General features: G+C 67.2%; 25 protein-coding genes. 7 read left to right on the plus strand and 18 right to left on the minus strand.

Annotated elements, in window-relative coordinates; translation table 11 throughout:
* Window positions 1-17: 17 nt before the first annotated feature.
* From flgK to flgB, 10 genes are read right to left on the minus strand one after another with little or no spacing between them, the layout of a single operon-like run.
* Window positions 18-1,901 carry a flagellar hook-associated protein FlgK gene (gene flgK, locus AX767_RS12000; RefSeq protein ID WP_068631557.1) on the minus strand — a complete coding sequence of 628 codons (1,884 nt, stop codon included), beginning with the start codon at window positions 1,899-1,901 and terminating at the stop codon, window positions 18-20.
* Complete coding sequence (flgJ, locus tag AX767_RS12005; protein WP_068631558.1) at window positions 1,898-2,755, minus strand: flagellar assembly peptidoglycan hydrolase FlgJ; 858 nt, start codon at window positions 2,753-2,755, stop codon at window positions 1,898-1,900. The genes flgK and flgJ overlap by 4 nt, the downstream gene beginning before the upstream one ends.
* A gap of 1 nt (window position 2,756) precedes the next feature.
* A complete protein-coding gene (locus AX767_RS21385; protein WP_068631559.1) occupies window positions 2,757-3,875 on the minus strand; it encodes a flagellar basal body P-ring protein FlgI in 1,119 nt (372 codons plus the stop codon).
* A 9-nt stretch (window positions 3,876-3,884) separates the two neighbouring features.
* Window positions 3,885-4,577 (minus strand): flagellar basal body L-ring protein FlgH, encoded by a 693-nt coding sequence (locus AX767_RS21390; protein ID WP_237288425.1) that lies wholly within the window; start codon window positions 4,575-4,577, stop codon window positions 3,885-3,887.
* On the minus strand, window positions 4,574-5,356 hold the full coding sequence (gene flgG / locus AX767_RS12020) for a flagellar basal-body rod protein FlgG (protein ID WP_068631560.1): 783 nt from the start codon (window positions 5,354-5,356) through the stop codon (window positions 4,574-4,576). Before flgG ends, AX767_RS21390 begins: the two co-directional genes overlap by 4 nt.
* A 34-nt stretch (window positions 5,357-5,390) precedes the next feature.
* Complete coding sequence (locus tag AX767_RS12025; RefSeq protein ID WP_068631561.1) at window positions 5,391-6,131, minus strand: flagellar basal body rod protein FlgF; 741 nt, start codon at window positions 6,129-6,131, stop codon at window positions 5,391-5,393.
* A gap of 31 nt (window positions 6,132-6,162) precedes the next feature.
* Window positions 6,163-7,377: a flagellar hook protein FlgE gene (flgE, locus tag AX767_RS12030; RefSeq protein ID WP_068631562.1), complete on the minus strand. Its 1,215-nt coding sequence runs from the start codon at window positions 7,375-7,377 to the stop codon at window positions 6,163-6,165.
* Between the two features lie 43 nt (window positions 7,378-7,420).
* Window positions 7,421-8,074 carry a flagellar hook assembly protein FlgD gene (locus tag AX767_RS12035; RefSeq protein WP_068631563.1) on the minus strand — a complete coding sequence of 218 codons (654 nt, stop codon included), beginning with the start codon at window positions 8,072-8,074 and terminating at the stop codon, window positions 7,421-7,423.
* 13 nt (window positions 8,075-8,087) lie between these two features.
* Window positions 8,088-8,492: a flagellar basal body rod protein FlgC gene (gene flgC, locus AX767_RS12040; RefSeq protein WP_068631564.1), complete on the minus strand. Its 405-nt coding sequence runs from the start codon at window positions 8,490-8,492 to the stop codon at window positions 8,088-8,090.
* Between the two features lie 3 nt (window positions 8,493-8,495).
* Complete coding sequence (gene flgB / locus AX767_RS12045; protein ID WP_068631565.1) at window positions 8,496-8,942, minus strand: flagellar basal body rod protein FlgB; 447 nt, start codon at window positions 8,940-8,942, stop codon at window positions 8,496-8,498.
* Window positions 8,943-9,146: 204 nt separating this feature from the next.
* On the opposite strand from flgB, the gene flgA reads away from it, so the two are divergent.
* The 3 genes from flgA (at window position 9,147) to AX767_RS12060 (ending at window position 10,658) form a co-directional block, all read left to right on the plus strand.
* Window positions 9,147-9,899: a flagellar basal body P-ring formation chaperone FlgA gene (gene flgA, locus AX767_RS12050; protein WP_068631566.1), complete on the plus strand. Its 753-nt coding sequence runs from the start codon at window positions 9,147-9,149 to the stop codon at window positions 9,897-9,899.
* An 88-nt stretch (window positions 9,900-9,987) separates the two neighbouring features.
* A complete protein-coding gene (gene flgM, locus AX767_RS12055; RefSeq protein ID WP_068631567.1) occupies window positions 9,988-10,299 on the plus strand; it encodes a flagellar biosynthesis anti-sigma factor FlgM in 312 nt (103 codons plus the stop codon).
* A gap of 2 nt (window positions 10,300-10,301) precedes the next feature.
* Window positions 10,302-10,658 carry a hypothetical protein gene (locus tag AX767_RS12060; RefSeq protein WP_068631568.1) on the plus strand — a complete coding sequence of 119 codons (357 nt, stop codon included), beginning with the start codon at window positions 10,302-10,304 and terminating at the stop codon, window positions 10,656-10,658.
* Between the two features lie 282 nt (window positions 10,659-10,940).
* On the opposite strand, the gene AX767_RS12065 is transcribed toward AX767_RS12060, so the two are convergent.
* From AX767_RS12065 to flhD, 8 genes are all read right to left on the minus strand, one after another.
* Window positions 10,941-11,657 (minus strand): RNA polymerase sigma factor FliA, encoded by a 717-nt coding sequence (locus AX767_RS12065; RefSeq protein WP_068633633.1) that lies wholly within the window; start codon window positions 11,655-11,657, stop codon window positions 10,941-10,943.
* 58 nt (window positions 11,658-11,715) lie between these two features.
* Window positions 11,716-13,131 (minus strand): flagellar biosynthesis protein FlhF, encoded by a 1,416-nt coding sequence (flhF, locus tag AX767_RS12070; RefSeq protein WP_068631569.1) that lies wholly within the window; start codon window positions 13,129-13,131, stop codon window positions 11,716-11,718.
* Window positions 13,128-15,200: a flagellar biosynthesis protein FlhA gene (gene flhA, locus AX767_RS12075; protein WP_068631570.1), complete on the minus strand. Its 2,073-nt coding sequence runs from the start codon at window positions 15,198-15,200 to the stop codon at window positions 13,128-13,130. The genes flhF and flhA overlap by 4 nt, the downstream gene beginning before the upstream one ends.
* Window positions 15,197-16,354, minus strand: coding sequence for an EscU/YscU/HrcU family type III secretion system export apparatus switch protein (locus tag AX767_RS12080; RefSeq protein WP_068631571.1), 1,158 nt, complete (start codon window positions 16,352-16,354; stop codon window positions 15,197-15,199). Before AX767_RS12080 ends, flhA begins: the two co-directional genes overlap by 4 nt.
* Before the next feature lie 76 nt (window positions 16,355-16,430).
* Entirely contained in the window at window positions 16,431-17,435 is a 1,005-nt protein-coding gene (gene motB / locus AX767_RS12085) for a flagellar motor protein MotB (RefSeq protein WP_082755001.1), read from the minus strand.
* A 13-nt stretch (window positions 17,436-17,448) separates the two neighbouring features.
* Window positions 17,449-18,306 (minus strand): flagellar motor stator protein MotA, encoded by an 858-nt coding sequence (motA, locus tag AX767_RS12090; protein WP_068631572.1) that lies wholly within the window; start codon window positions 18,304-18,306, stop codon window positions 17,449-17,451.
* Between the two features lie 156 nt (window positions 18,307-18,462).
* Complete coding sequence (gene flhC / locus AX767_RS12095; protein WP_068631573.1) at window positions 18,463-19,002, minus strand: flagellar transcriptional regulator FlhC; 540 nt, start codon at window positions 19,000-19,002, stop codon at window positions 18,463-18,465.
* Between the two features lie 24 nt (window positions 19,003-19,026).
* On the minus strand, window positions 19,027-19,362 hold the full coding sequence (gene flhD, locus AX767_RS12100; RefSeq protein ID WP_068631574.1) for a flagellar transcriptional regulator FlhD: 336 nt from the start codon (window positions 19,360-19,362) through the stop codon (window positions 19,027-19,029).
* Window positions 19,363-19,877: 515 nt separating this feature from the next.
* Here flhD and AX767_RS12105 point away from each other — a divergent pair.
* From AX767_RS12105 to AX767_RS12120, 4 genes are all read left to right on the plus strand, one after another.
* Window positions 19,878-21,044, plus strand: coding sequence for a flagellin (locus tag AX767_RS12105; RefSeq protein ID WP_068631575.1), 1,167 nt, complete (start codon window positions 19,878-19,880; stop codon window positions 21,042-21,044).
* Between the two features lie 86 nt (window positions 21,045-21,130).
* Window positions 21,131-22,579 carry a flagellar filament capping protein FliD gene (gene fliD, locus AX767_RS12110; RefSeq protein WP_068631576.1) on the plus strand — a complete coding sequence of 483 codons (1,449 nt, stop codon included), beginning with the start codon at window positions 21,131-21,133 and terminating at the stop codon, window positions 22,577-22,579.
* A gap of 99 nt (window positions 22,580-22,678) precedes the next feature.
* A complete protein-coding gene (gene fliS, locus AX767_RS12115) occupies window positions 22,679-23,101 on the plus strand; it encodes a flagellar export chaperone FliS (RefSeq protein WP_068633634.1) in 423 nt (140 codons plus the stop codon).
* 20 nt (window positions 23,102-23,121) lie between these two features.
* Window positions 23,122-23,421, plus strand: coding sequence for a flagellar protein FliT (locus AX767_RS12120; RefSeq protein WP_068631577.1), 300 nt, complete (start codon window positions 23,122-23,124; stop codon window positions 23,419-23,421).
* Window positions 23,422-23,439: the final 18 nt, after the last annotated feature.

Consider the following 23,439-nt stretch of genomic DNA (forward strand, 5'->3'; position numbering starts at 1 on the left):
GCGTCGTTCCTTCCGATTCAGCGCATGCCTTGCAGCAGCGTGTCGAAGATGTTCTGGGCGATCTGGATCATCTTGGCCGAGGCCTGGTAGGCCTGCTGGTACTGCAGCAGCTTGGCGGCTTCCTCGTCGAGGTTCACGCCCGACACGCTGGTGCGGCGGGTCTCCAGGTTGGAGGCGATCGATTCCGAAATGCCGGCCGCGTACTGCGCACTCTGCGAGCGCACGCCGACCTGCGCCATCAGCGAGGCGTAGCCGTCGGACATCGGCGCGCCGTCGAACACGGCGGCGTCGCGCAGGCCGAGCAGCGCGCCCGCGTTGCCGGCGTTGAGGTTGCTGTGCCCCGGCGTCATGGCCTGCACGGTGACGGTGTCGCCCGGCTTGGGCGTGCCCTTGAGCGTGAGTGTCCAGCCGTTGTAGCTGAGGGTCTGGCCGGCCGCGTAGGCCACGCCGGTCGGGTTGCCGGTGCCCGTGCCCGTCACATCGAAGGTGCCGGCCGCGGTGAAGGTCAGCGTGACGGGCGCCGTGAGGTTGGCGTTGGCGGCGGTCGGCGAGAGGGCCGCGACCGTCACGTTGCCGGTGTTGGTGGCGGCGGCGCGCGCCTCGACCGGGCTGGCCGCGGCCAGCGCGCGCGGCGAGGTCAGTGCGGCGCTTACCTGGCCGGCGGCTGCCGCATACGGCTTCAGCGTGAAGCTGTCGCCCGCGTTGGCCGTGCCGCTGCCGACCGCGAGCGTGAGCCCGTCGATCTGTACCGGCAGCGGGCCGGCGAAGTTGCTGACCTGGCCGTCCGACAGCCGCGTCACCTGAAGGCTGCCGCCGGCGCCGAAGGTGAGTTGGTACGACGACGCGGCCAGCTTGCTCGGGTCGGTCACCGAGGCGCCGATGCTCGCGTTGCCGGTGTTGGCGCCCGCGGGCAGCGCGTTCGGCAGCGCGATCGGCTGAAAGAAGTCGCCGCCGGCGTTGCCGTCGAGGTCCACGCCCAGGCGGTGCTGCGCATTGACCGTGCTCGTGATGGCGAGCGCCATGCGGCCGAGCAGGTCGCGCGCTTCGGGCAGGTCGCTGTTCTGGAAGCGCAGCAGACCGGCCACCGCGCCGCCGCCCAGCGTCTCGCCGGCGATGGTGCTGGTGAGGCTGCCGCGGGTCAGCGTCAGGTTGCGCGTGCCGCCGTCGCCGGTCGTGAGCGACGCCTGCGCGGCCGCACTGCCCAGCACCAGCGCCTGGCTGCCGATGAACACGCTCACCGAGCCGTCGTCGGCGGCCACGGTGGTGGTCTGCACCTGTCCGTTGAGCAGGCGCAGCGCTTCGTCGCGCGAATCGAGCAGGTCGTTCGGGGCCTGGCCGTTGCCTTGCGAGCGGGCGATCTGTTCGTTGAGCGCCGCGATGCGCGTGGCGAGGCTGTTGATGCTCTTGACCGCATCGCCCAGCTGCGAATTGACGCCGGCCTGCAGGTCGTCGAGCCGGCCCTGCGCGTCCCGAAAGCGCGCGGCCATTTCGTCGGCGCGGGTGAGCACCACGTTGCGCGCGGTGATGTCGCTCGGCGTACTGGCCACGTCCGACAGCGAATTCAGCATGTCCGAGACCGAGGCGCCGAGCCCGCTCGCGCCGCCGGAGAAGATGTCCTCCATCGACGCCAGCTGGTTGGCGCGCGTGCTGTCCATCGCCGACACCGACTGGGCCAGCGTGGCCTGGCGCGTGAGGAACTCGCTGTGCGCGCGCTCGATGGTCACGACCTCGACGCCCTTGCCGATGTAGCCGCTGCCGGTGAACTGGCCCGGCACCGAACCCATCACCGCGGTCTGGCGCGAATAGCCCACCGTGCTCGCGTTGGCGATGTTGTTGCCGGTGGTCTGCAAGGCGATCTGGTTCGCGAGCAGGGCGCGGGCGCCGACGTTGAGCAGGCTCATCCCTGATTCCTTTGCAGCTGCAAGCTGGTGTTGATGGCGCGGCTCAGCTTGGCCGCGTAGGCCGGATCGGTCGCATAGCCGGCGCGTTGCAGTTCGGTGGCGTAAGCCGTGACCGAGCCGGTCTGCGCACGGGCCTGCGCATAGCGCGGGCTCTCGCCGATCAGCCGCGCATAGTCGCGGAACGAGTCCTCGAACGAGTTGTAGGCGCGGAACTTGGCCGTCACCTTCTTCGGTTCGCCGTCGATGTATTCGGTGGTGGTGATCTCGGCCACCTTGCCGGTCCAGCCGCCCGTCGCCTTGATGCCGAACAGGTTGAAGGAGTTGCTGCCGTCCGCATTGCGGATCTCGCTCTTGCCCCAGCCGGTTTCATGGCCGGCTTGGCCGATCATGAAAGCCGCCGGGATGCCAGTGGCCTGCGCCACGCGTTCGGCTGCACCGGTGTGCTGCGACACGAAGCCGCCCTGTGTCGCGCTCGGGTTCACCGCGGTCGCGCCCGCGCCCAGCGAGACGGTCGGCACCGTGCTGCGCGCGCTGCCGGTCATCTGCTGCGTGAGCTGGCGCGTGATCGCATCGGTCAGCCCGCCCGGCATGCCGGCCAGCTGCACTGCGAACTGCTGGTCGAGCAGATCGGTGCCAAGCTTCTCGCCGTCGCTGTCCATCAGACCCGACTTCATCGTCGCCTCACGCATGCTCTTGATCAGCTCGCGCATGAAGAGCGACTCGAACTGCTTGGCTGCTTCCTTGATCGCCTTCGGATCGCTCGTGCCCGCGGCCAGCTTGAGCGAATCGAGCGAGCGCGCATCGGCGGCGAGCGCGTTGGTCGGAAGCTGCGGCGTGGAGAGCGAGATGGCCATGTCAGATCACTTCGAGTTCGGCATGCAACGCACCGGAAGCTTCGATCGCCTGCAGGATCGCCAGCAGATCCTGTGGCGTCGCGCCGAGTGCATTGAGCGCACGCACCACGTCCGACAGCAACGGCGCGTTGGGGACCTGGATCAGGATGCCCGGCTCCTGCTTGATCTGGATGCTGGCCTGTTCGGCGACCACCGTCTGGCCACGCGACAGCGGTGCCGGCTGGCTGATGACGGGTGTCGAGCTGATGGTGATCGACAGGTTGCCGTGCGCGACCGCGCAGGGGCCGAGCGTCACCGCCTGGTTCAGCACCACCGAGCCGGTGCGCGCGTTGATCACCACGCGTGCCGACGGAATGGGCTGCACGAGCGTGATCTCCTCCAACTGGGCGATGAAGCTCACGCGCGCGTTGGCATCGGTCGGTGCCTGCACCTGCACCGTGCGGCCGTCGAGCGCGCGGGCGCTGCTGCCGCCCAGCTTGCTGTTGATCGCGGCGGCCACGCGGCGCGCCGTCTCGAAGTCGGCGGCCTTCAGGCCGAGGTTGACGCTGTCGCCTTCATTCAACGGCGTCGCCACCGCGCGTTCGACCTGCGCGCCGTTCGGCACGCGACCGGCGCTCAGGTGATTGATCTGCACCTTGCTGCCGCCGGCCGAGGCGCCCGCACCGCCGATCACCAGGTTGCCCTGCGCCAGCGCGTAGATCTCGCCGTCCGCACCGCGCAGCGGCGTGGCGATCAGCGTGCCGCCCTTGAGCGACTTGGCGTTGCCCATGGACGACACGTTGATGTCGACCATCTGCCCCGGCTGCGCGAAAGCCGGCAGCTGCGCGGTGACGATCACCGCCGCCACGTTCTTCAGCTGCAGCTGCGAGGCCTTGTTGTCCGGCAGCGTGATGCCCAGTTGTTGCAGGTAATTGGCCACGCTCTGCGTGGTGTAGGGCATCTGCGTGGTCTGGTCGCCCGTGCCGTCGAGGCCGACGACCAGGCCGTAGCCGGTCAGTTGATTGCTGCGCACGCCTTGCACGGCGGCGATTTCCTTGATGCGCACGGCGTGAGCGGGTGCGAGCAGCGCGGCACCGAGCGCGACGACCGCGAGCAGACGATGAGAGATTGAAAGCTTCATGGCGTGCGGTCAGAAAGGCAAGACGCTCATGAAAAAGCGGCCGACCCACGGCATCACCTGCGCCTCCTGCTGGGCACCGCGGCCGCGCGACTCGATGCGCACGTTCGCCACCTGCGTCGAACTGACCGTGCTGCCGGCCTGGATGGCGCGCGGATCGATCGTGCCCGAGAAGCGCAACACGTCCACGTTCTGGTTCACGCCGATCTGCTTCTCGCCGGTCACGACGAGGTGGCCGTTCGGCAGCACCTGGACGACGGTCGCGGTGATCGATCCCTGGAAGGTGTTGGCGCTCTCGGTGCCGCCCTTGCCGGCGAAGTTGTGCTCCGACTCGGCCGCCGCGCTGGCGCGGGTGAACGAGTTCGACTTGAAGAACGGCACGGCGCTGATGCTGGTGTCGATGCCGCTCTTCTTGTCGACCGTGGACGTCGACTTCTGGCTCGCGCTCACGTTCTCCACGATGGTGATCGTGACGGTGTCGCCTTCCATGCGGGCACGCCGGTCTTCGAACAGCGGCCGGTAGCGCACCGCGTGGAACAGGCTGCCGGTGACCGGGCGCGGCGCGTTGGCGGCCGCGCTCGCGACGGGCGGTGGCGCGGCGGTCGATGGCATCTCGACCTGCGGCGTGTTGGCCAGCGTGCTGCACCCGGTGGCGACCACGCAGGCTGCTGCGGCCAGCAAGAGAGTGAAGATGCGAAGGATCACAGCTGGCCCAACTTCTGCAGCATCTGGTCGCTGGTCTGGATCGCCTTGGAGTTCATCTCGTACGCGCGCTGCGTCTGGATCATCGAGACCAGCTCCTGCACCACGTTCACGTTCGAGGTTTCGAGGAAGCCCTGCATCACGGTGCCCAGGCCGTTGGTGCCGGCGGTGCCGCCGTTGGGTTGGCCGGAGGCGGCGGTTTCGGCGTACAGGTTCTCGCCCTTGGGTTCCAGGCCGGCCGGATTCACGAAGTTGGCCAGCGCCAGCGTGCCGATGGTCTGCGGTGCGGCCTGGCCCGAGAGCGTGGCCGACACGGTGCCGTCGGTGGCGATGCTCACGTTGGTGGCGCCGGTCGGCACCGTGATGCCGTTGGCCACCGGCAGGCCCGACGAGGTGACGAGCCGGCCCTGCGCATCGACCTGGAACGAACCGTCGCGCGTGTAGCCGGTGGTGCCGTCGGGCTGCGTCACCTGGAAGAAGCCGTTGCCCTTGATGGCGAGGTCGAGCTGGTTGTTCGTCTGCTGCATGCTGCCCTGCGTGAACGAGCGGCTGGTCGCCACCGTGCGCACGCCCAGGCCGAGTTGCAGGCCGGTCGGCAGCTGCGACTGCTCGGTGCTGTTGGCACCGACCTGGCGCAGGTTCTGGTACATCAGGTCTTCGAACACCGCGGTGGCGCGCTTGAAGCCGGTGGTCGAGACGTTGGCCAGGTTGTGCGAGATGACGTCGAGCTGCGTCTGCTGCGCTTCCATGCCGGTCTTCGAAATCCAGAGCGAGTTGATCATGGCGGTGTCCTGTCAGGGCTGAGGGGGGAGGGCGTCAGCCCTGCACGGAAAGCAGTTGCGAGGCCGACTTGTCGGAGGCCTCGGCGGATTGCAGCAAGCGCATCTGCGAGTCGAACTGGCGCGCGGCGGCGATCATGCCGACCATCGTTTCGACGGCGTTCACGTTCGAGCCTTCGAGCGCGCCGGTCTCCAGGCGCGCCGTGGTGTCGCTCGGCACCGGCTCCTGCGAAGCGCTGCGGAACAGGCCGTCCTCGCTGCGCTTGAGCGGGTCGTCCGGTGTCGGCGTGGCCAGCTTCAGGCGGCCCAGCGTCGACACCGGCTGGTCGCCGGTCTTGCCGGTGACGGTGCCGTCGCTGCCGATGGAAATGTCGGCACCGGGCGGCACGTCGATCGGCGCACCGCCGTCCGACATCATCATCAGGCCCGAGCTGTTGACGAGCGTGCCGGTGGGCGAGACCTGCAACGCGCCGGAGCGGCTGTACGCCTCGGTACCGTCCAGGCCCTGCACCGCGAACCAGGCGTTGCCCTGGGCCTGCACGTCGAGGCTGCGGCCGGTGCGCTGCACCGAGCCGGGCGTGCTGTCGTGGCCCGAGGTGGCTTCGAGTGCGAACACGCGGGTGCTGGCGCCGTCGCCGCGCACCGGCACCGCGCGGAAGGTCGAGAGCTCGGCGCGGAAGCCCTGCGTCGACGCGTTCGCGAGGTTGTTCGAGAGCACGGCCTGACGCTGCGCCGCCGCGTTGGCGCCGCTCATCGCGGTGTAGATCAGGTGGTCCATCGGGCAACGGCTCCGTTCGGGGGGTCAGCGATCAGCGCAGGTTGACGAGGGTCGACATGACCTGGTCTTGCGTCTTGATGGTTTGGGCGTTGGCCTGGTAGGCGCGCTGCGTGGTCATCATGTTCACCAGCTCGGCCGTGAGGTCGACGTTCGATTCCTCCAGCGCGCCCGAGCGCAGCTGGCCGAAGGTGCCTTCGCCCGGCGCGCCGCGCACCGGCTGGCCGGAACCCGCGGTCTCGACCCAGTAGCCCGAGCCGGTCGGCGCCAGGCCCTGCGCGTTGCGAAAGTTCACCAGCGCGACCTGGCCGGCGGCCTGCGTCTGGCCATTGGAATAGGTGGCGGTCAGGATGCCGCTGTCTTCGATCTTGATGCCGGTGAGGGCGCCCGAGGTGTAGCCGTCCTGCGCCAGGTCGGCCACCGCGAAGCGCGAGTTGACCTGCGTCATCTTGCTCAGGTCGAGCGCCACGGTGAAAGTCTGGGCCGGGTTGTTCGGCGAGGCCAGCGTGAGCGGCGGGATCGGCGTGGCCGGGTCGAGCGCGCCGTTCGCCAGGAAGTTGACGGTGAAGGGCGTCGAGGCGGCCGGGTCGCTGCCGTTGACGCTGGTGCGCACCTGCCACGAGTTGTTGGCCGTCTTGGTGAAGTACATGCCGACCGGGATCTCGAGGCCTTGCGGATCGAACGCGGTGAGCGAGGTGCCATAGGTCTGCAGCGGCGTGGGCGGCACGGCGGTCGCGGCCACCGCGGCGCTCGCATCCAGCGTGATCTCGGCCGACATCTTGGTGGTCTGCTTGGCCGGGATCGGTGTGCCGGTGGGCAGCCTGAGCGGTTGCGCGTCGAAGCTCTGGCGCACGCCGGCCGAATCGGTCGGGTAGCCCATCACGGCCGAGCCGTTGTTGGTGACGATGTTGCCGTCCTTGTCGAGCTTGAAGTTGCCCGCGCGGGTGTACGAGGTGGTGCCGTCGGTGGCCTTCACCTGGAAGAAGCCCTTGCCGTTGATCGCGACGTCCAGGTCGTTGCCCGTGATGGTCAGCGTGCCCTGGGTGAACTGCTGCGCGACCGCGCCCACTTCCACGCCGAGGCCGACGTTGGTGCCGCCGATCGAGCCGGCCGAGCTGGCATAGATTTCGGCAAACTCGGCGCGCGACGACTTCATGCCGGTGGTGCCGGCATTGGCGATGTTGTGCCCGATCACGTCGAGGCTGCGGCTGGCGGCGTTGAGGCCGGAAAGTGCCTGCTGGAAACTCATGGAAGTGCTCCTTGGAAGATGGGCGGGGGGCGAATCGGGGGGGTCAGAGGATGGCGTGGACGTCGGTGTAGGGCTTCACGCCGGCCGACAGCAGCGTGAGCGTGAGCCCGTTGCTGTCGCTGCCGACCGCGACCACCTTGTCGCGCATCAGCGAGGTGGCCTCCACGGCGGCGGTGCCGTTGGTCGCCACCACCTTGAACTGCAGTGCCGTGCCGGCCGGGTACTTGGCGGCGTCGAGGCTGAAGCCGTGCTGGCCGGCGTCGAGTGCGCCGAGCGACACGGTGTCGACGATCTGGCCGCCGGGCGTCATGACCTGGATCTTCACGTCGGTGGCCTTGCCGTCGAGCTCGATCGCGCCCACGCCCGTGGTGCCGTCGATCGCGATCTGGTTGCCTTCGGTCAGCACGTTGCGCCCGACCAGGTTGCCGGCGCCCAGCATCTGCGTGGCGGTGGCCTGCGCGGCCATCGCCTTCATCGTGTCGTTGAGCTGCTGGATGCCGGTGACCGTGTTGATCTGCGCGATCTGCGTGGTCATCTGCGCGTTGTCCATCGGGTTCATCGGGTCCTGGTTGTTCAGCTGCGCGACCAGCAGCTTCAGGAAGCGGTCCTGCGCTTCGTCCGAACCCGTTTTCTTGGTCGCGCTGGCATCGGCACTGGACGTGACGGCGAGGGAGGAGGTGGCGGCGGTAACAGTCATGGGGGCTTCCTGTTCACTGGCCGAGCTGCAGCGTCTTCAGCAGCAGGCTCTTGGCGGTGTTCATCACTTCGATGTTGTTCTGGTACGAACGCGAGGCCGAGATCATGTTGACCATCTCTTCCACGGCGTTCACGTTGGAGTGCGTCACGTAGCCCTCGGCATCCGCAGCCGGGCTGGCGGGCTCGTGCACCTTGCGGCCCGGCGTCTGGTTTTCCGTCACCGCATCGATGCGCACGCCCGCGTCGCTGCCGTTGCCGTAGGCCACGGTCTGGAACACCACCTGGCGCGCCTTGTAGGCCTGGCCGTCGGGGCCGGCCACCGCATCGACGTTGGCCAGGTTGCTGGCCACCACGTTGAGCCGCTGCGACTGCGCGCTGACCGCGCTGCCGGAGATGCCGAAGATCGAGAACATCGACATGGTTTATTGCCCCTGGATGGCCGCGAGCATCGTCTTGCTCTGGCCGTTGATGAAGCGCAGCGTGGCTTCGTAGCGCACCGCGTTGTCGGCGAAGGCGGCGCGCTCGCGGTCGAGGTCCACGCTGTTGCCGTCGAGGGTGGGCTGTGTCTGCACGACGTAGCCGCGCTCGCCACCGTCGGCGCCGCTCGCGCTGCCGGCGCCCAGCGCGATGTGGCGCGCGGCACTGGCGGTGCTGTAGTCGGTGCCGGCGCTGGTGCGCATCGCGAGCGGGCTGCCGCTCGTCGTCTCGCCGGTGGCGCTGCGCATCGCATCGGCGAAGTTCATGTCGCGCGCCGCGTAGCCCGGCGTGTCGGCATTGGCAATGTTGCTGGCGATCAGGCGCTGGCGGTCGGCGCGCAGCACCAGGGCCTTCGTGTGGAAGTCCAGTGAGTTCGTCAGTTTGTCCAGCATGGTCGCCTCGCGGTCTTGGCAATGGGGGTGGGCGGCCCACCTCGGGCCGTGCGGAAATTATGGAAACCGGGCGGCTTCGGGAAGCACCGAGTAAAGGGGGGAATCGCGGCTTGTTCGGCGCTTTGTGGCGCGCGGCGGTGCCTAAAGTTCTCATCGCGGCAATGCGGCCGCCATTCCCTCTTTGCCTCTTCGGAAAGGCGCGTCATGCCCTCTTCTCGGTTCGGTTTTTCGCTGGCCGGCGCGGTGCTGCTGGCCGCACTGCTCGCGCCTGCGCACGCGCAGCAACTGGTGCCGCAGGCGCCGTCGCAAGGCGCCGAGGTCGCGCCTGAATTCGTGAGCGCCACCCAGCAGTGGCTGGACGACGCGGTGGCCAAAGCGCAGTCGGCCTCAGCCTCGCCGCTGCGCATGGAAGTGAGCATTGGCTCGCTCGACAGCCGCCTGCGGCTCGCGCCGTGCACGCACGTCGAGCCCTACATTCCCGTCGGCATGCGGCTCTGGGGCCGCACCCGGCTCGGCCTGCGCTGCACCGATGGCGGCGGCCGCTGGAACGTGTTTTTGCCGGTCACCATCAAGGCCTTCGGGCCCGCCTGGGTGCTGCGCGACAACGTGGTGGCCGGAACGGTGCTGACGCCGGCCGATGCGGTAGAGGCGGAAGCCGATTGGGCGGCGGAAGCGTCGCCGGTGGTGGCCGAAGCAGCGCAGTGGGTGGGCCAGACCGCCTCGCGCTCGCTCGTCGCCGGACAGCCGCTGCGCCAGTCGATGGTGAAGGCGGCCCAGGTGTTCGCCGCCGGCGCACAGGTGCGGGTGGTGGCGCAGGGCCCGGGCTTCGAAGTGACGTCCGACGCGCAGGCCCTGACGCCGGGCGTGGTGGGCCAGACGGTGCGCCTGCGCATGGACAATGGCCGGATGACCACCGGCATCGTGCAGGATTTGCGCACTGTGCGACTCTCGATGTAGAGCGGCACGAAAAAATGCTCAAGTTCCTTTCCGGGGTGTCGAAACTACAGGGACGATGCTTTCGCGAAGGAAGCACTGGAGTGAAAACATGAAGATTAATGCGTTGAACGATGCTGCCCTGGCAGCCGCCTCGCTCGCCACCAAGGCCGAGCGCGGTGGCGCGCCGTCCGGCACGGCTGCGCCCGACGCGGCCGGCAAGGTGCCATCGGGCGTGCCGGTCACGGTGTCGGCCACGGCCCGCTCGCTGGAAGTCTCGTCTGCCGGCACCGGCATCGACGAGGCCAAGGTGGCGGCGGTCAAGGCCGCCATTGCCGACGGCACCTTCACCGTGAACCCGGGGGCGATCGCCGACAAGCTGTTGTCCAACGCCCAGGAAATTTTGAGCCGCGTGAGGAACTGACCATGCCCGATACCCGCAACTCCACCGAATCCCTCCTGGTCGAAGTCGAGCGCCAGCTCGACGTGGTCGACGCCGGCCTGCTGGCCGCCGAGCCGGCCGTGTTGCAGGGTGCCTGCAACGACCTGCGCGACGTGGCGGTGTCGTTCGCGCGCGTGCTCGAAGCGGCCCTGTCGGCCGAAGTGTTCGACCAGGCCTTCCGCCGCCGGATCGACGCGGTGGCCCAGCGCCTGGTCACCCAGCGCCAGAGCATCGCGCGCCGCAACGTGGTGGTCGAGCGCGCGCTGGCATCGATCTTCCGGCCCTCGGCCGATGCCACCTACACACGGCCGGGCGAACGGCCCGTGTTCGCGACGCACTGAGGTCGGCGAAGGGGCGGAGACGGGCGCGCGCCGACGGCGTACTCCCCTCCGCGAATGTCCCCCGGCCTGCGGCCTCCTCCTTTATTTCGCTGCGGGGAGCACGCCATCGACGTGCGCCGGCTGGGCGGTGGTCCATCGACGGAGATCGCACGCTCTGTCCAGTGCCGAGGGCATGGGGTGTCTCCCGCAGCGAAGTAAAGGAGGAGCCGAAGGCGGGGGACATGAGCGGAGGGAGACACCCCGTGGCCTCGGCGCCCGCCCTGAAAAGCCAGACTCCGAAACTCAGTGACTTCGCATCTTCGCCCGCAGCCGCGCGATCGACTGGCTGTGCAACTGGCACACGCGTGACTCGGTGATGCCGAGCACGGCGGCGATTTCCTTCAGGTTCATGTCCTGCTCGTAGTACATGCCCATGATGAAACGCTCGCGCTCGGGCAGGCCTTCGATGGCGACCACCAGGGCCTGGCGCAGGCGCTGGTCTTTCAGCACGCTGAGCGGATCGGCCTCGGTGTCGGCTGCATGGCGGTCGAGAAAACCGTCGTCGTCGTCGCTGCCGGCACCGATGTCTTCCAGGTAGACCAGCTGCGTGCCGCGCACCCGGCCCAGCAGTGCCTGGTAGTCGGCGAGCGGCATCTTGAGTTCGGTGGCGATCTCGGATTCGGCCGGCGAGCGGCCCAGCCGCTGCTCCAGCTTGTGCACGGCGCGCTCGATGTCCTTCTGGCTCTTGCGCGAACCGCGCGAGAGCCAGTCGCCTTCGCGCAGCTCGTCGAGCATGGCGCCGCGAATGCGTTGGGTGGCGAAGGTTTCGAACTGCACGCCCTGGCTGGCTTCGTAGCGCGAGAGCGCGTCGGCCAGGCCGATCATGCCGACCTGGATCAGGTCGTCGAGTTCGACGTTGGCGGGCAGCTTCGCGATCATGTGGTGCGCGAGGCGCTGCACCAGCGGCACGTACTGGCGAATCAATCCGTCGCGGTCGAGGCGGCCCTGCGGGTTGTACATCTGGTTGGCGGCGGCAGCAGCGGTGGGAGCGGTAGCGAGCATTGCGCGATGTCGTTTGTCAGGCGCCGAGACCGACCGGCGAGAAATAGCAGGGCAGGTCGGCCGTCTTCGGGTCGAACGCCGAGCGCTGCGAGGCATGCATCGAGGCGCGCACCAGGCCGCGGGCGTCGCCGGTCTTCCAGTCGTCGGGGATGCGCTGGCCGTTGCTGATGCCGCGCACCGTGAACTCGTGGCGCATCAGCGTGTCGAGCACCGGGCCGATCTTGGCCGCTTCGTCGAGCTTGGACACGATGGCTTCGCGCGTGCCGCCGATCTTGAAGGCGATGGCGATGTCTTCCAGCGTGTCGCCGTGGGCGCCGGCATTGAGCACCAGCACGCGCTTGATGTTCGGGATGTCCAGCAGGTCGAGCAGGTCGCGGCGACGCGGATCGTGCGGCGCGACGCCGGCGCTGTCGATGATCACGACCTTCTTGCCGGCCAACAGATTCAGCAGATCCTGCAGCGCCGCGCGGTCGTGCGCGAGGTGCGCCACCACGCCGAGGCTGCGGCCATGGGCGCGCAACTGTTCGTGGGCGCCAGCGCGCTGGGTGTCCAGCGTGATGAGGCCGACGCCGGCCGCACCGTGCAGCTGGGCGCCCATCGCGGCCAGCTTGGCGGCGCTCGTGGTCTTGCCGACGCCGGTGGCGCCGATGAGCGCGAAGACGCCGCCTTCTTCGGGAATCGACGGCAGCGGCGCGGTGTTGCCGAGCCGCGCTTCGAGCGCCTGCATCAGCCAGCGCACGGCATCGCCGGCTTCCAGCGATGCGGGCATGGCTTCGAGCACCGAGCGGGCGAGACCGGGCGAGTAGCCGGCGCGCACCAGCTTGAGCATCAGGTTCGACTGGATCGGGTCTTGCCGGGCATAGCCGAGCCAGGCCAGCGCGGAGAAGCGCTCGTCCATCATGTCCTTCATCGCCTGCAATTCGGCGATCACGCTGGTGGGCGCTTGCGGTGCGGGCGATGCCTCCACGGCAGCCACGACAACAGGCGCCACTTGTGCCGCGGGAACGGGCACGGCGACCGGCGCAGCGCGCAGCACCGGCGCCGGGGCGGGTGCAAGTGCCGGCATCGGCTGCTCGGTGGTTGCCGGCATCGCGGCTTCATGCTGGCGCCGCAGCATGCGTTCGCGCACATAGTCCTGGAACGACAGCGTGCTCATCGCCAGCTGTTCGGTGTCGGCTTCCACGCCGATGTCGAGTGCGGGTGCCGGCACGGGCGCGACGACGACGACCGCCGCCGGCTGCGCTGCGGACACGGTCAGCGGCGCGGTGCTGCTGCCATCGATCATCGCGAGCGCGGCTTCGGTGGCGGCCATCACCTCGACGCCGTCGGGCACCTGGCGGTTCGACAGGATCAGGGTCTCGTCGCCGAAAGCGGCACGTGCCTTGGCCAGTGCCTCGCGGGCGGTCGGTGCGACAAAGCGTTGAATGTTCATGCGGAAGCACCTCGAAGGATCGGGCCGATGCGGATCGTGTGGGTTTCAGGAATTTCGCTGTGCGCCAGCACCTGCAGACGCGGCGCTACGCGGCGCACCAGGCGCGAGATGGCGCCGCGGATCGCGTCGGGCACCAGCAGGCAGGCCGGCACGCCCTGCTCTTCCTGCTTGTTCGCCACTTCGGCGGCGGTGCGCGTGAAGAGTTCGGCCACGCCGGGGTCGAGCGCTGGCGCCTGTGCGTTGGCCAGCGCTTGCACCAGCAGCCGCTCGAAGCCGGGCTCGATCGCGATCACGTCGAGCTCCTTGGTCGCGCCGTAGATCTGCTGCACGATGGCCGGCGACAGCGCCACGCGCACCCGGCGCGCCAGCTCGGCGGCGTCGGTGGTCTGACCGGCGTGTTCGGCCAGCGTCTCGACGATGGTGCGGATGTCGCGGATGTGCACGGATTCTTCCAGCAGCAGTTGCAGCACCTTCTGGAACGTGGCGAGCGGGACCAGCTTGGGCACGACTTCCTCGATCAGCTTGGGGGCCAGCTTGCTCACGTGTTCGACCAGTTGTTGGGTTTCGGTACGGCTCAGCAAGCGCGCTGCCTGAACCTGCATCAAGTGTGAAAGATGCGTGGCCATCACGGTGGGCGAATCAACCACGGTAAAACCGGCCATTTGCGCGGCTTCCTTCTGCCGCTCCTCGATCCAGTGCGCCGGCAGGCCGAAAGCGGGGTCGGTGGTCGGGGTGCCGATCAGCGGCGTGGTGATGCCGCCGGGATTGATCGCCAGGTGCATGCCCGGGAAGGCTTCGCCTTCGGCCACGATCACGCCGCGCAGCGTGACGCGGTAGCCGCTCGGCTTGAGTTCGAGGTTGTCGCGCACATGCACGGCCGGCGGCAAGAAGCCGACCTCCTGCGCGAACTTGCGGCGCACGCCCTTGATGCGCGTGAGCAGGTCGCCCGCGCGGTTCTTGTCGACGAGAGCGATGAGGCGGTAGCCCAGTTCGAGGCCGAGCAGGTCGACCGGCTGCAGGTCGTCCCAGCTGGCTTCGGCATCGGCTGCAGGCGGCGGTGGCGGCGCATCGGCGGCGGGCGGCGGGCGCCGCGAGATCACCCATGCGCCGTAGCCGAGCACCCCGGCCATGGCGAGGAACACCCCGTTCGGCATGCCCGGAATCACGCCCAGCAAGGCCAGGATGCCGGCAGTGAGCCCGAGCACGCGCGGCGAGGTGAAGAGCTGTTGCACGATCTGGTGGCCGACGTCTTCTTCCTTGCCCACGCGCGAGATCACCATCGCCGCGGCGACCGAAATCAGCAGGCCGGGAATCTGCGCGACCAGCGCGTCGCCCACGGCCAGCAGCACATAGGTATCTGCCGCCTTGCCGACCGCCAGGCCGTGCTGCAGCACGCCGATGGTGAAGCCGCCGATCACGCTGATGACGAGGATCAGGATGCCCGCGATCGCGTCGCCGCGCACGAACTTCGAGGCACCGTCCATGGCGCCGAAGAAGTTGGCTTCTTCCGCCACTTCGAGGCGGCGGCGGCGTGCTTCCTTCTCGTCGATCACGCCGGCGTTGAGGTCGGCGTCCACCGCCATCTGCTTGCCGGGCATCGCGTCCAGCGTGAAGCGGGCCGACACTTCGGCGATGCGCTCGGCGCCCTTGGTCACCACCACGAAGTTGATGACCACCAGGATCGCGAACACGATCAAGCCCACCGCGAAATTGCCGCCGATGAGAAAGTGGCCGAACGCCTCGATCACCGCGCCGGCCGCGCCCGGGCCGGTGTGGCCTTCGAGCAGCACCACGCGCGTGGAGGCCACGTTGAGCGACAGCCGCATCAGTGTGGTGAGCAGCAGCACCGACGGAAAAGCCGCGAAGTCGAGCGGCCGGATCATGTAGGCCGCCACCATCATCACCATCAGCGCGACCGCGATGTTGATGGTGAAGAAGGTGTCGAGCAGCCAGGGCGGGATCGGCAGCACCATCAGCGCGAGGATGGCGACGACCAGCAGCGGCGCGGCAGCGCGCTGGAACATCGCGCCCTGCGTGCCGAACCACTGACGAATGGCTTGCGGGTTCATGCGGAGGTGCTTTCGGCAGACGGTTTCTTGTGGAGCGGATCGAGCTCGGGCGGCACGAAGGGCTCGGGCACGACCTGCGGCATCGGGGCCTCACCGCGCAGCGCGGCCTTCAGGCGATACACATAGGCCAGCACCTGCGCCACCGCGGTGTAGAGGCTGGCGGGAATCGGCTGGTCGATCTCGGCGTGGGCATACAGCGCACGCGCCAGCATCGGCGACTGCACCACCGGGATCGAATATTCCTTCGCGATGTCGCGGATCTTCATGGCCAGCAGGTCGGCTCCCTTGGAGATGACCTGCGGCGCGCTCATTTCCTTTTCGTCGTAGCGCATCGCCACGGCAAAGTGGGTCGGGTTCATCAGGATGAAGTCGGCGCGCGGCACCGCGGTGATGCTGCTGCGCTGCGCCATGTCGCGCGCGTTGTTGCGCTGGCGTCCCTTGGTGTGCGGGTTGCCGTCGGCTTCCTTGTGTTCCTGCTGGATTTCCTGGTGCGACATCTTCAGCTTGGCGCGGTGGAAGTGGTTCTGCAGCGGCACATCGACCAGTGCGGCGGCCAGCACCACCAGCAGCACCAGGCTCAGGCCGGTGACCAGCCAGTCGCCCATCGCGGCCAGCCCGGCCGGCGAGTGCTGCATCCCGAGTTGCGCGATGGTGTGCAGCGAGCCTGCCGCGAACAGATAGCCGACCGTGCCGAGCAGCCCCGACAGCAAGACCAGCTTGGCGACGTTCACGAGTTGCTGCTTGGAGAGCAGGTTGCCGATGCCCGAGAGCGGATTGAGCCGGTTCAGGTCGGGCGTGATCGACTTGAGGCTGGCGACCCAGCCGCCGGTAGCCACGGTGGTCGCGACGGCGGCGAACAGCACGATCGCCGCGAAGATCGCGCACGCGGTCAGCCCGACCGTGGTGTACGCGGTCAGCCGCGCGAGCATGTCGGCGGGTTGCTGCACGTTGGCGGCGTTGAAATGAAAAGCCTGGGCCAGGCCAGCGCGCATGCGCTCGAACGCGGTGGGCGCCAGCAGCAGCAATGCGACGCCGCCGGTGCCGAGCACGGCCAGGTGCGGCAGGTCTTTCGAACGCGCGGCCTGACCATCGCGACGCGCCTGGTCGAGCTTGCGTTGCGTGGCGGGGAGTTGACGATCCTGGCTGCTGGACATGAGGGGCTTCGGGTGTGCCGTTCATTGTCCGGAGCGGTGGCGCTTTCGAAGCGCCGATAAGCGGGTGCAGGGCCGGTCAATTCCCGGTGCTGCCGGTGCCGGCGATCTTTTGCGGCGCTTTCTCCGCGACCTTGTCGGCCGCCTTGCGGTCGCGCTGCACCTGGTCGGTGATGGCCTTCACCGCATCGGGCGCGTCCATGCGCGCGGTGCCGAGCAGCCGCGATTCGGCTTCGCGCGTGAGCACCGTGATGCTGATGCGGCGGTTCACCGGCGACAGCGCGTTGGTCTTGTCCATCAGGTCGCTGGCCGCGAGCCCGACCACGCGCACGAGCTTCTCGTCGGGCATGCCCGAGGCCACGAGTTCGCGGCGCGAGGCGTTGGCGCGGTCGGCCGAGAGTTCCCAGTTTCCGTAGCCGCGGTCGCCGTTGCCGTAGGGTGCGGCGTCGGTGTGGCCGGCCAGGCTCACGCGGTTTTCCACGCCGTTCAGCGAGGTGCCGATGGCGCGCAGGATGTCGCGCATGTAGGGCTTCACCAGCGCGGCGCCGGTGTCGAACATGGGGCGGTTCTGCGCGTCGACGATCTGGATCTCGAGGCCGTCGAGCGTCACTTCGAGGCGAACCTGCGATCTGAATTCCTTCAGGATCGGGCTCTCGTTGATGAGGCGCTCGATCTTCTGCTGCAGCGACGCCATGCGGCGCGCGTCCTGGCTGGCCGCCTCGCGCTTCATGTCGTCGTCGTTCATGCGCGCGCGGTCGTTGTTCTGGCCCTGCGACTTGCGCACCTGGCCGACGCTGCGCGTGAGGTCGGTGCCGCCACCGGGAATGATGCTGGAGCTGTTGCCTGCGCCGGAGCCGCCCGGCATCGCCACCTGCAGCGGCGAATTGAAGTACGAGGCGATGCCCTGCAGGTCGCCCTTGGCGGTCGAGCCGAGCAGCCACATGAGAAGGAAGAACGCCATCATGGCGGTCACGAAGTCGGCGTAGGCGATCTTCCAGGCGCCACCGTGGTGGGCATGGGCCGTCTTCTTCACCCGTTTGATGATGATCGGCTGGAGCTTCTTGGTGCCGGGGCTGGTGGCCATGGTGTGTTCCTGCCTACTTCTTCTTTACGTGGGCTTCGAGCTCGCTGAAGCTCGGGCGGTCGGTCGAGAACAGCACCTTGCGGCCGAACTCGATCGCGGTGGTCGGGTTGTAGCCCTGCATGCTCGCGAGCAGCGTGGTCTTGATGCACTGCAGCTCCTTGGAGGCGTCTTCGGCCTTCTGCTCGAGCAGGCCGCCGAAGGGCTCGACGATGCAATACGCCAACAGGATGCCGAGGAAGGTGCCGACCAGCGCCGAGCCGATCATGGCGCCGAGCACGGCGGGCGGCTGGCCGACCGAGCCCATGGTGTTCACCACGCCGAGCACGGCCGCCACGATGCCGAAAGCCGGCAGGCCGCCGGCCAACCGCGCGATGGCGGCCACTGGCGCATGTTCTTCCTGGTGGTGCGTTTCGATCTCGCTGTCCATCAGCGCTTCGATCTCGTGCGCGTTGAGGTTGCCCGAGACCATCATGCGCAGGTAGTCGGTGGTGAACTCCACGACGTGGTGGTCCTTGCCGACGACCGCGTACTTCTGGAAGATCGCCGAATCCTGCGGTGCCTCGACGTCCTTCTCGATCGACATCAGGCCTTCCTTGCGCGCCTTCTGCAGGATGTCGTAGAGCAGCGCCATCAGTTCCATGTAGCGCGCCTTGGTGTACTTGGAACCCTTGAAGGCCTTGGGCACGGCCTTGAGCGTGGCCTTCAGCACCTTGGGCTGGTTGTTCACGACGAAGGCGCCGAGGGCACCGCCGCCGATCACCATCATCTCGATGGGCAACGCGTGCAGCACGACGCCGATGTTGCCGCCGTGGATGATGTATCCGCCGAAGACGCAACCCAGCGCGACGAGGTAACCGATGATGACGAACATGGGGCAGTGATCAGTTCAAGGGCAGTGGGGCGCGGCAACAGGCAGTGCACCGCGCATGCCACGATTGGGCGCTGGGTCGGGCTTGGGCGCTCCATGGAAAAGGGCCCGTAGAAGGGCCCTTATCGCGTCTTTGACCGTTGGCGCGGTGCGCAGAATTCACTGCAAATGAATGCCACCTGCCGCCGCACCCTTGCCCGCCCGCGCCGGCGGCACGCACAGCCCGCAGACGTAATGCTTGGCGTTCTCGTAGGGCTCGGTCACGAAGTGGCCGCCGCAGCGGGAACACTTCGTCATGGCGAGCATGTTGTTCTCCATGAAGCGCACCAGGCGCCAGGCCCGCGTGATCGACAACTGGGGTTCCAACTCGCAGGAACTGATCTGCTCGGTGTAGAGCTGGTAGGCCTTGATGAGCACGTCGACCGGCTCGAGGTCGCTGGTCTTGGCCAGATAGCTGTGAATGTTCTGGAACAGCGATGCGTGGATGTTCGGCTGCCAGGTGAGGAACCAGTCGGTCGAGAACGGCAGCTGGCCCTTGGAAGGCGACTTGCCGGCCACCTCCTTGTAGAGGCGCAACAGGCGCTCGTAGGAGAGTTCGGTTTCGCTCTCGAGCACCTGCAGGCGTGCGCCGAGCCCGATCAGGCTGACCGCGCGACCGATCTGTCGCGAATCGCCGAGGACGCTTTTGGATGTGGCCATGACAGTTGCTCGCGTCTTCTTCGTTCAGGGCTGGATGGTCTCGGCGTAACGGCCGGCCATCACGATGCCCGCATGCAGGCGCGTCGTCGCGTCGTTCACCGTGCGGCCGCTGAGGTTGTGTTGCGTCAACAGGCTCCAGACCATGTCGTCGTCGGCGCGGAAGCGGCACAGCAGCATGCTGCCCGAGGCGATCTTCATGATCTGCGCCGGGGACAACGCTTCGATCAGGTCGGCCGATTCTTCCGGCAGGCCGAGACGGAACAACGCCTGTGCCTTGTCCGCGCGGATGAGGCTCTGGGCCAGCATCAGGTAGGTGAGGTTGGCTTCACGAATCTCGGCAAGGATCTGTTCGCTGGTCATTTCGGTGGCTTTCGTAGGACATCGTCCCGTTTGCGTTAAAGCCGATTCTGATCTTCGTAACAAAAACTTTAATAAGTAAACAACTGTTAACAGCGTCTCTTTCTTGCGCCGTTTTGTCGTCCTGCGCCCTACGTCCAAAGTGTTCATGTGAACTTCCAGATTACAAAAACGGTGACGCTTTCGGCACCTTCGAGGTCGAAGGTATTCATTTATGAAGTCAAGGCCATGAAGCGGGGTGCTTGTTCCTCTGTTCACACGCTTCGCCAGAACCTTCAACTTGTTGGCGGCGTTGTGACGAGTGTGGCGTTGCAGACACGAATCGCGTGCTCGCAACCTCTGCAGTTCTTCCGGATTCTTGAGGGTGCGTTACGAAAAATAAAAGCCTCAAGCGCAGGCCGCATCGCACCGAAAACAAACCCAACGGGCCGCAAATGCGTTCCGCCAGGTGGCCAGTCTCTTTGCTGGCGTGACAGTGGCAGCAATGCCTGATTTATTCAGCTTTAAAGGAGCTTTCCATGGCCTCGATCATCAATACCAACATCAGTTCGCTGACCGCCCAACGCAACCTCTCGATGAGCCAGTCGTCCCTGGCCACGTCGATGCAGCGTCTGTCCTCAGGCCTTCGCATCAACAGCGCCAAGGACGACGCCGCCGGCCTCGCCATCTCCGAGCGCATGAGCTCGCAGATTCGCGGCATGAACCAGGCTGTGCGCAATGCCAACGACGGCATCTCGCTGGCGCAAACCGCTGAAGGCGCGCTGGGCGAAGTCGGCAACAACCTGCAGCGCATCCGCGAACTCGCCGTGCAGTCGGCCAATGCCACTAATTCGACGACGGACCGCGCAGCGCTCAATGCCGAAGTGACCCAGCTCGTTTCGGAAATCGACCGCGTGTCCAAGCAAGCCGACTTCAACGGCACCAAGCTGCTCGACGGCTCGTTCAGCAGCCAGCTGTTCCAAGTCGGTGCGAATGCAGGCCAGACGATCGCTGTCGACAAGATCGCTAATACAACGGCCGGCGCGCTGGGCAATGTCAAGTTTGCCGCATCGGTCACCGGCGCCGCGATCACAGACGCTGCCGCCGCTGCGACCCTCGGCGGGTTCACCATCAACGGCGTCACGATTGGAGACGTCAAGGTCACCGTTGGGATGACCGGCGCAGACCAAGGTAAGGCGCTGGCCAGCGCGATCAACGCGAAGATGGGCGAGACCGGCGTCTACGCGACGCAGAACGAGACCGACCCCAGCCAAGTCGTGCTGACCTCGATCAAGGCAGGCAAGGATTTGGTGATCGCGGATGGCGCGGTCGGCACGGCAGCTGCGTCAGGTCAAGCAGCGGATACGACTGAAGTCGATGACGCCGATTTCAGCTTCGCCAAGGACCTGGACATCACGTCCGTGGCCGGCGCCCAGAAGGCCATGGAAATCATCGACGCCGCCCTGACGCAAGTCAACGGCAGCCGTGCTGACCTCGGCGCGATCCAGAACCGCTTCACCTCGGTGGTCACGAACCTGCAAACCAACGCAGAAAACACCTCGGCGTCGCGTTCGCGGATCCAGGACGCCGACTTCGCGGCCGAAACGGCCAACCTGTCGCGCGCCCAGATCCTGCAACAAGCCGGCACGGCGATGGTCGCCCAGGCCAACCAGTTGCCGCAAACGGTGCTGAGCCTGCTGAAGTAATCAGGTAGCGCACAGGCGCACGCACAAGGCGGCTGACGGATTTCCCGTCCGCCGCTTTTTGGCCATTCGGCCGAAGGAGAAACGACATGGCAGCAGCGATTTCATCGGCCGGCATCGGCAGCGGTCTCAAGGTGGACGACATCATCACGAGCCTGATGGCGATCGAGAAGAAGCCGCTGAATGCGCTGAAAACCCAGGCCGCGGTGCTCGACAGCAAGATATCGGCCTTCGGCACGCTCACCGGACAACTGGCGTCACTGAGCGATGCGGTCGACAAGCTCAAGCTGCCGGGCACTTGGAACGCCAAGTCGGTAGTCTCGTCGACGCCGTCCGCCGTCGGCGCGAGCGTGTCGGGCGACAGCGCGCAGGCCACGTCGTTCAGCGTGGCGGTGTCGCAGCTCGCGCGGTCGCAGTCGGTGGCGTCGAGCGCGGTGGCCGCGGGCAGCGGCTTCGGCGCCGGCACGCTGTCGATCCAGCTCGGCAGTTGGGCCACCGGCAGCCCGTCGGCCTTCACCGCCGGCAGCGCCGCAGCGGTGTCGGTCACGGTGGAAGAGGGCGACAGCATGGCGACCATCGCCTCCAAAATCAACGCGTCCGGCGCCGGCGTCTCGGCGACGGTCCTGAAGGACCTGTCGGGCGAGCGCCTCCTGATCCGTTCGTCGAACACCGGCGTGGCCAACGGCTTTCGCATCCGGTCCGCCGACGATGCCGCCGCCACCGGCCCGAGCCTCGGCGCGCTGGCCTTCGACCCCGAGGCCGGCGCGACCGGCATGGCGGCCAATGCGGCCCGGTACGGGCTCAATGCGCAGGCCACGATCAACGGCATCGCGATCGACTCCGCGAGCAACACCCTGATCGACACGGTGCCCGGCCTCACGCTCACGTTGTCGCAGGTCACGACCTCGCCGGTCGAGGTGGCGGTCGGCAACGACACCACGAAACAGACCGACGCGATCAACGCGTTCGTCAAGGCCTACAACGCGATGAACCAGCTCATCAATGCGGCCACCAAATACGACGCCACCGCCAAGGCGGGCGCGCTGCTGCAAGGCGATTCCACGACCACCGGCCTGCAGACGGCCATGCGCAGCATGATCGGTGCGATGTCCGGCGGTGGCAGCACGCTGCAGCGGCTGTCGGACCTCGGCGTGTCGATCGCCAAGGACGCAGCGGGCGACCTGGCGGTCGATTCGACCCGGCTCGCCACGGCCCTGAAAGACCCGTCGGCGGTCAGGCAGTTCTTCATCAGCGCGGCAGGCGCCTCCGACAGCGGCGCCGGCTTCGCGACCCGGATGTCGGGATTTCTGCAGTCCGCGATCGGCAGCACGGGCGTGCTCGGCACCAAGACCAGTTCGCTGCAAACCCAGAAAAGTCTCAACACCAAGAGTCAGGACAAGCTCTCCGATCGCCTCACCCTGGTGGAAGAGCGCATGCGCAAGCAATACACCGCGCTCGACACCAAGATGGCCTCGCTCAATGCGCTGAGCGCCTATGTGACGCAGCAGGTCGCCACCTGGAACAAGTCGACGGGTTGAGTCGACGACAGGCATTGAGTTTGCCCGTCGACTGCCGATAACAAGAGTGTGAAGTGAATGCAGCGCACCCCTCGCGAAGCACCCAAGGAACACACCATCATGTACACACCGCCCAGTCTCCGCGCCGCCAATGCCTACAAGAACGTCGGCGTCCAATCCAGCGTCGATGGCGCCACTCCGCACCAACTCGTGGTGCTGTTGTTCGAAGGCCTGCAGCAGGCCGTGCAGGCTGCAAGCGGCGCCTTGCAGAGGGGCGACGTGGCCGTCAAGTGCGCGCAGATCATGCGGGCGGTGCGTTTCCTGGAGGAAGGCCTCAAGGGTGGGCTCGACGTCGAGCGCGGCGGCGAACTGGCCGAACGGTTGCGTTCCCTTTACGATTACTGCATTGAACGGCTCACGCTCGCCAACCTGCGCAACGATGGCGCGCTGTTGGCTGAAGTGGCCGACCTCATCGCCCCCGTGGCCGAGGGCTGGAAAGCAATCGGTCGACAGCCGCACCCCGCTGTCGGCCAGCCCGCCTGAGGGCAGGAACGGAGTTTTCGATGGAAGACCGACTGCTGGACTATTACAAGGCGATCGAAGCCTCGAGCCTTCAGATGCTCGCGGCCGCGCGTCGCGAAGACTGGGACGACGTGGTGCGCTGCGAAGGCGCCTGCGCCGTGCTGATCGAGCAGCTGCGCTACCGCTCGAAGAGCGAACTGCTGCCGCGCGAGCACCGCGCCGAGAAGTCGAAGATCATGCAACGCATCCTGCGCAACGACGCCGAAATCCGCGTGCTCGCCGAGCCTTGGCTCAGCCAGTTCGCGCAGATGTTCGATGCGAAACTTCAGCTGATCCATTGAGGGTGTACAAAGACTGCT

Source organism: Variovorax sp. PAMC 28711 (genome assembly GCF_001577265.1).
Classification (GTDB): Bacteria; Pseudomonadota; Gammaproteobacteria; order Burkholderiales; family Burkholderiaceae_C; genus Variovorax.

What these genes read in the sequence shown, in the direction of transcription:
- flgK (WP_068631557.1), bottom strand. Translation starts at nt 1,901, where the DNA reads ATGAGCCTGCTCAACGTCGGCGCCCGCGCCCTGCTCGCGAACCAGATC.
- flgJ (WP_068631558.1), bottom strand. Translation starts at nt 2,755, where the DNA reads ATGGCCATCTCGCTCTCCACGCCGCAGCTTCCGACCAACGCGCTCGCC.
- AX767_RS21385 (WP_068631559.1), bottom strand. Translation starts at nt 3,875, where the DNA reads ATGAAGCTTTCAATCTCTCATCGTCTGCTCGCGGTCGTCGCGCTCGGT.
- flgG (WP_068631560.1), bottom strand. Translation starts at nt 5,356, where the DNA reads ATGATCAACTCGCTCTGGATTTCGAAGACCGGCATGGAAGCGCAGCAG.
- AX767_RS12025 (WP_068631561.1), bottom strand. Translation starts at nt 6,131, where the DNA reads ATGGACCACCTGATCTACACCGCGATGAGCGGCGCCAACGCGGCGGCG.
- flgE (WP_068631562.1), bottom strand. Translation starts at nt 7,377, where the DNA reads ATGAGTTTCCAGCAGGCACTTTCCGGCCTCAACGCCGCCAGCCGCAGC.
- AX767_RS12035 (WP_068631563.1), bottom strand. Translation starts at nt 8,074, where the DNA reads ATGACTGTTACCGCCGCCACCTCCTCCCTCGCCGTCACGTCCAGTGCC.
- flgC (WP_068631564.1), bottom strand. Translation starts at nt 8,492, where the DNA reads ATGTCGATGTTCTCGATCTTCGGCATCTCCGGCAGCGCGGTCAGCGCG.
- flgB (WP_068631565.1), bottom strand. Translation starts at nt 8,942, where the DNA reads ATGCTGGACAAACTGACGAACTCACTGGACTTCCACACGAAGGCCCTG.
- flgA (WP_068631566.1), top strand. Translation starts at nt 9,147, where the DNA reads ATGCCCTCTTCTCGGTTCGGTTTTTCGCTGGCCGGCGCGGTGCTGCTG.
- flgM (WP_068631567.1), top strand. Translation starts at nt 9,988, where the DNA reads ATGAAGATTAATGCGTTGAACGATGCTGCCCTGGCAGCCGCCTCGCTC.
- AX767_RS12060 (WP_068631568.1), top strand. Translation starts at nt 10,302, where the DNA reads ATGCCCGATACCCGCAACTCCACCGAATCCCTCCTGGTCGAAGTCGAG.
- AX767_RS12065 (WP_068633633.1), bottom strand. Translation starts at nt 11,657, where the DNA reads ATGTACAACCCGCAGGGCCGCCTCGACCGCGACGGATTGATTCGCCAG.
- flhF (WP_068631569.1), bottom strand. Translation starts at nt 13,131, where the DNA reads ATGAACATTCAACGCTTTGTCGCACCGACCGCCCGCGAGGCACTGGCC.
- flhA (WP_068631570.1), bottom strand. Translation starts at nt 15,200, where the DNA reads ATGAACCCGCAAGCCATTCGTCAGTGGTTCGGCACGCAGGGCGCGATG.
- AX767_RS12080 (WP_068631571.1), bottom strand. Translation starts at nt 16,354, where the DNA reads ATGTCCAGCAGCCAGGATCGTCAACTCCCCGCCACGCAACGCAAGCTC.
- motB (WP_082755001.1), bottom strand. Translation starts at nt 17,435, where the DNA reads ATGGCCACCAGCCCCGGCACCAAGAAGCTCCAGCCGATCATCATCAAA.
- motA (WP_068631572.1), bottom strand. Translation starts at nt 18,306, where the DNA reads ATGTTCGTCATCATCGGTTACCTCGTCGCGCTGGGTTGCGTCTTCGGC.
- flhC (WP_068631573.1), bottom strand. Translation starts at nt 19,002, where the DNA reads ATGGCCACATCCAAAAGCGTCCTCGGCGATTCGCGACAGATCGGTCGC.
- flhD (WP_068631574.1), bottom strand. Translation starts at nt 19,362, where the DNA reads ATGACCAGCGAACAGATCCTTGCCGAGATTCGTGAAGCCAACCTCACC.
- AX767_RS12105 (WP_068631575.1), top strand. Translation starts at nt 19,878, where the DNA reads ATGGCCTCGATCATCAATACCAACATCAGTTCGCTGACCGCCCAACGC.
- fliD (WP_068631576.1), top strand. Translation starts at nt 21,131, where the DNA reads ATGGCAGCAGCGATTTCATCGGCCGGCATCGGCAGCGGTCTCAAGGTG.
- fliS (WP_068633634.1), top strand. Translation starts at nt 22,679, where the DNA reads ATGTACACACCGCCCAGTCTCCGCGCCGCCAATGCCTACAAGAACGTC.
- AX767_RS12120 (WP_068631577.1), top strand. Translation starts at nt 23,122, where the DNA reads ATGGAAGACCGACTGCTGGACTATTACAAGGCGATCGAAGCCTCGAGC.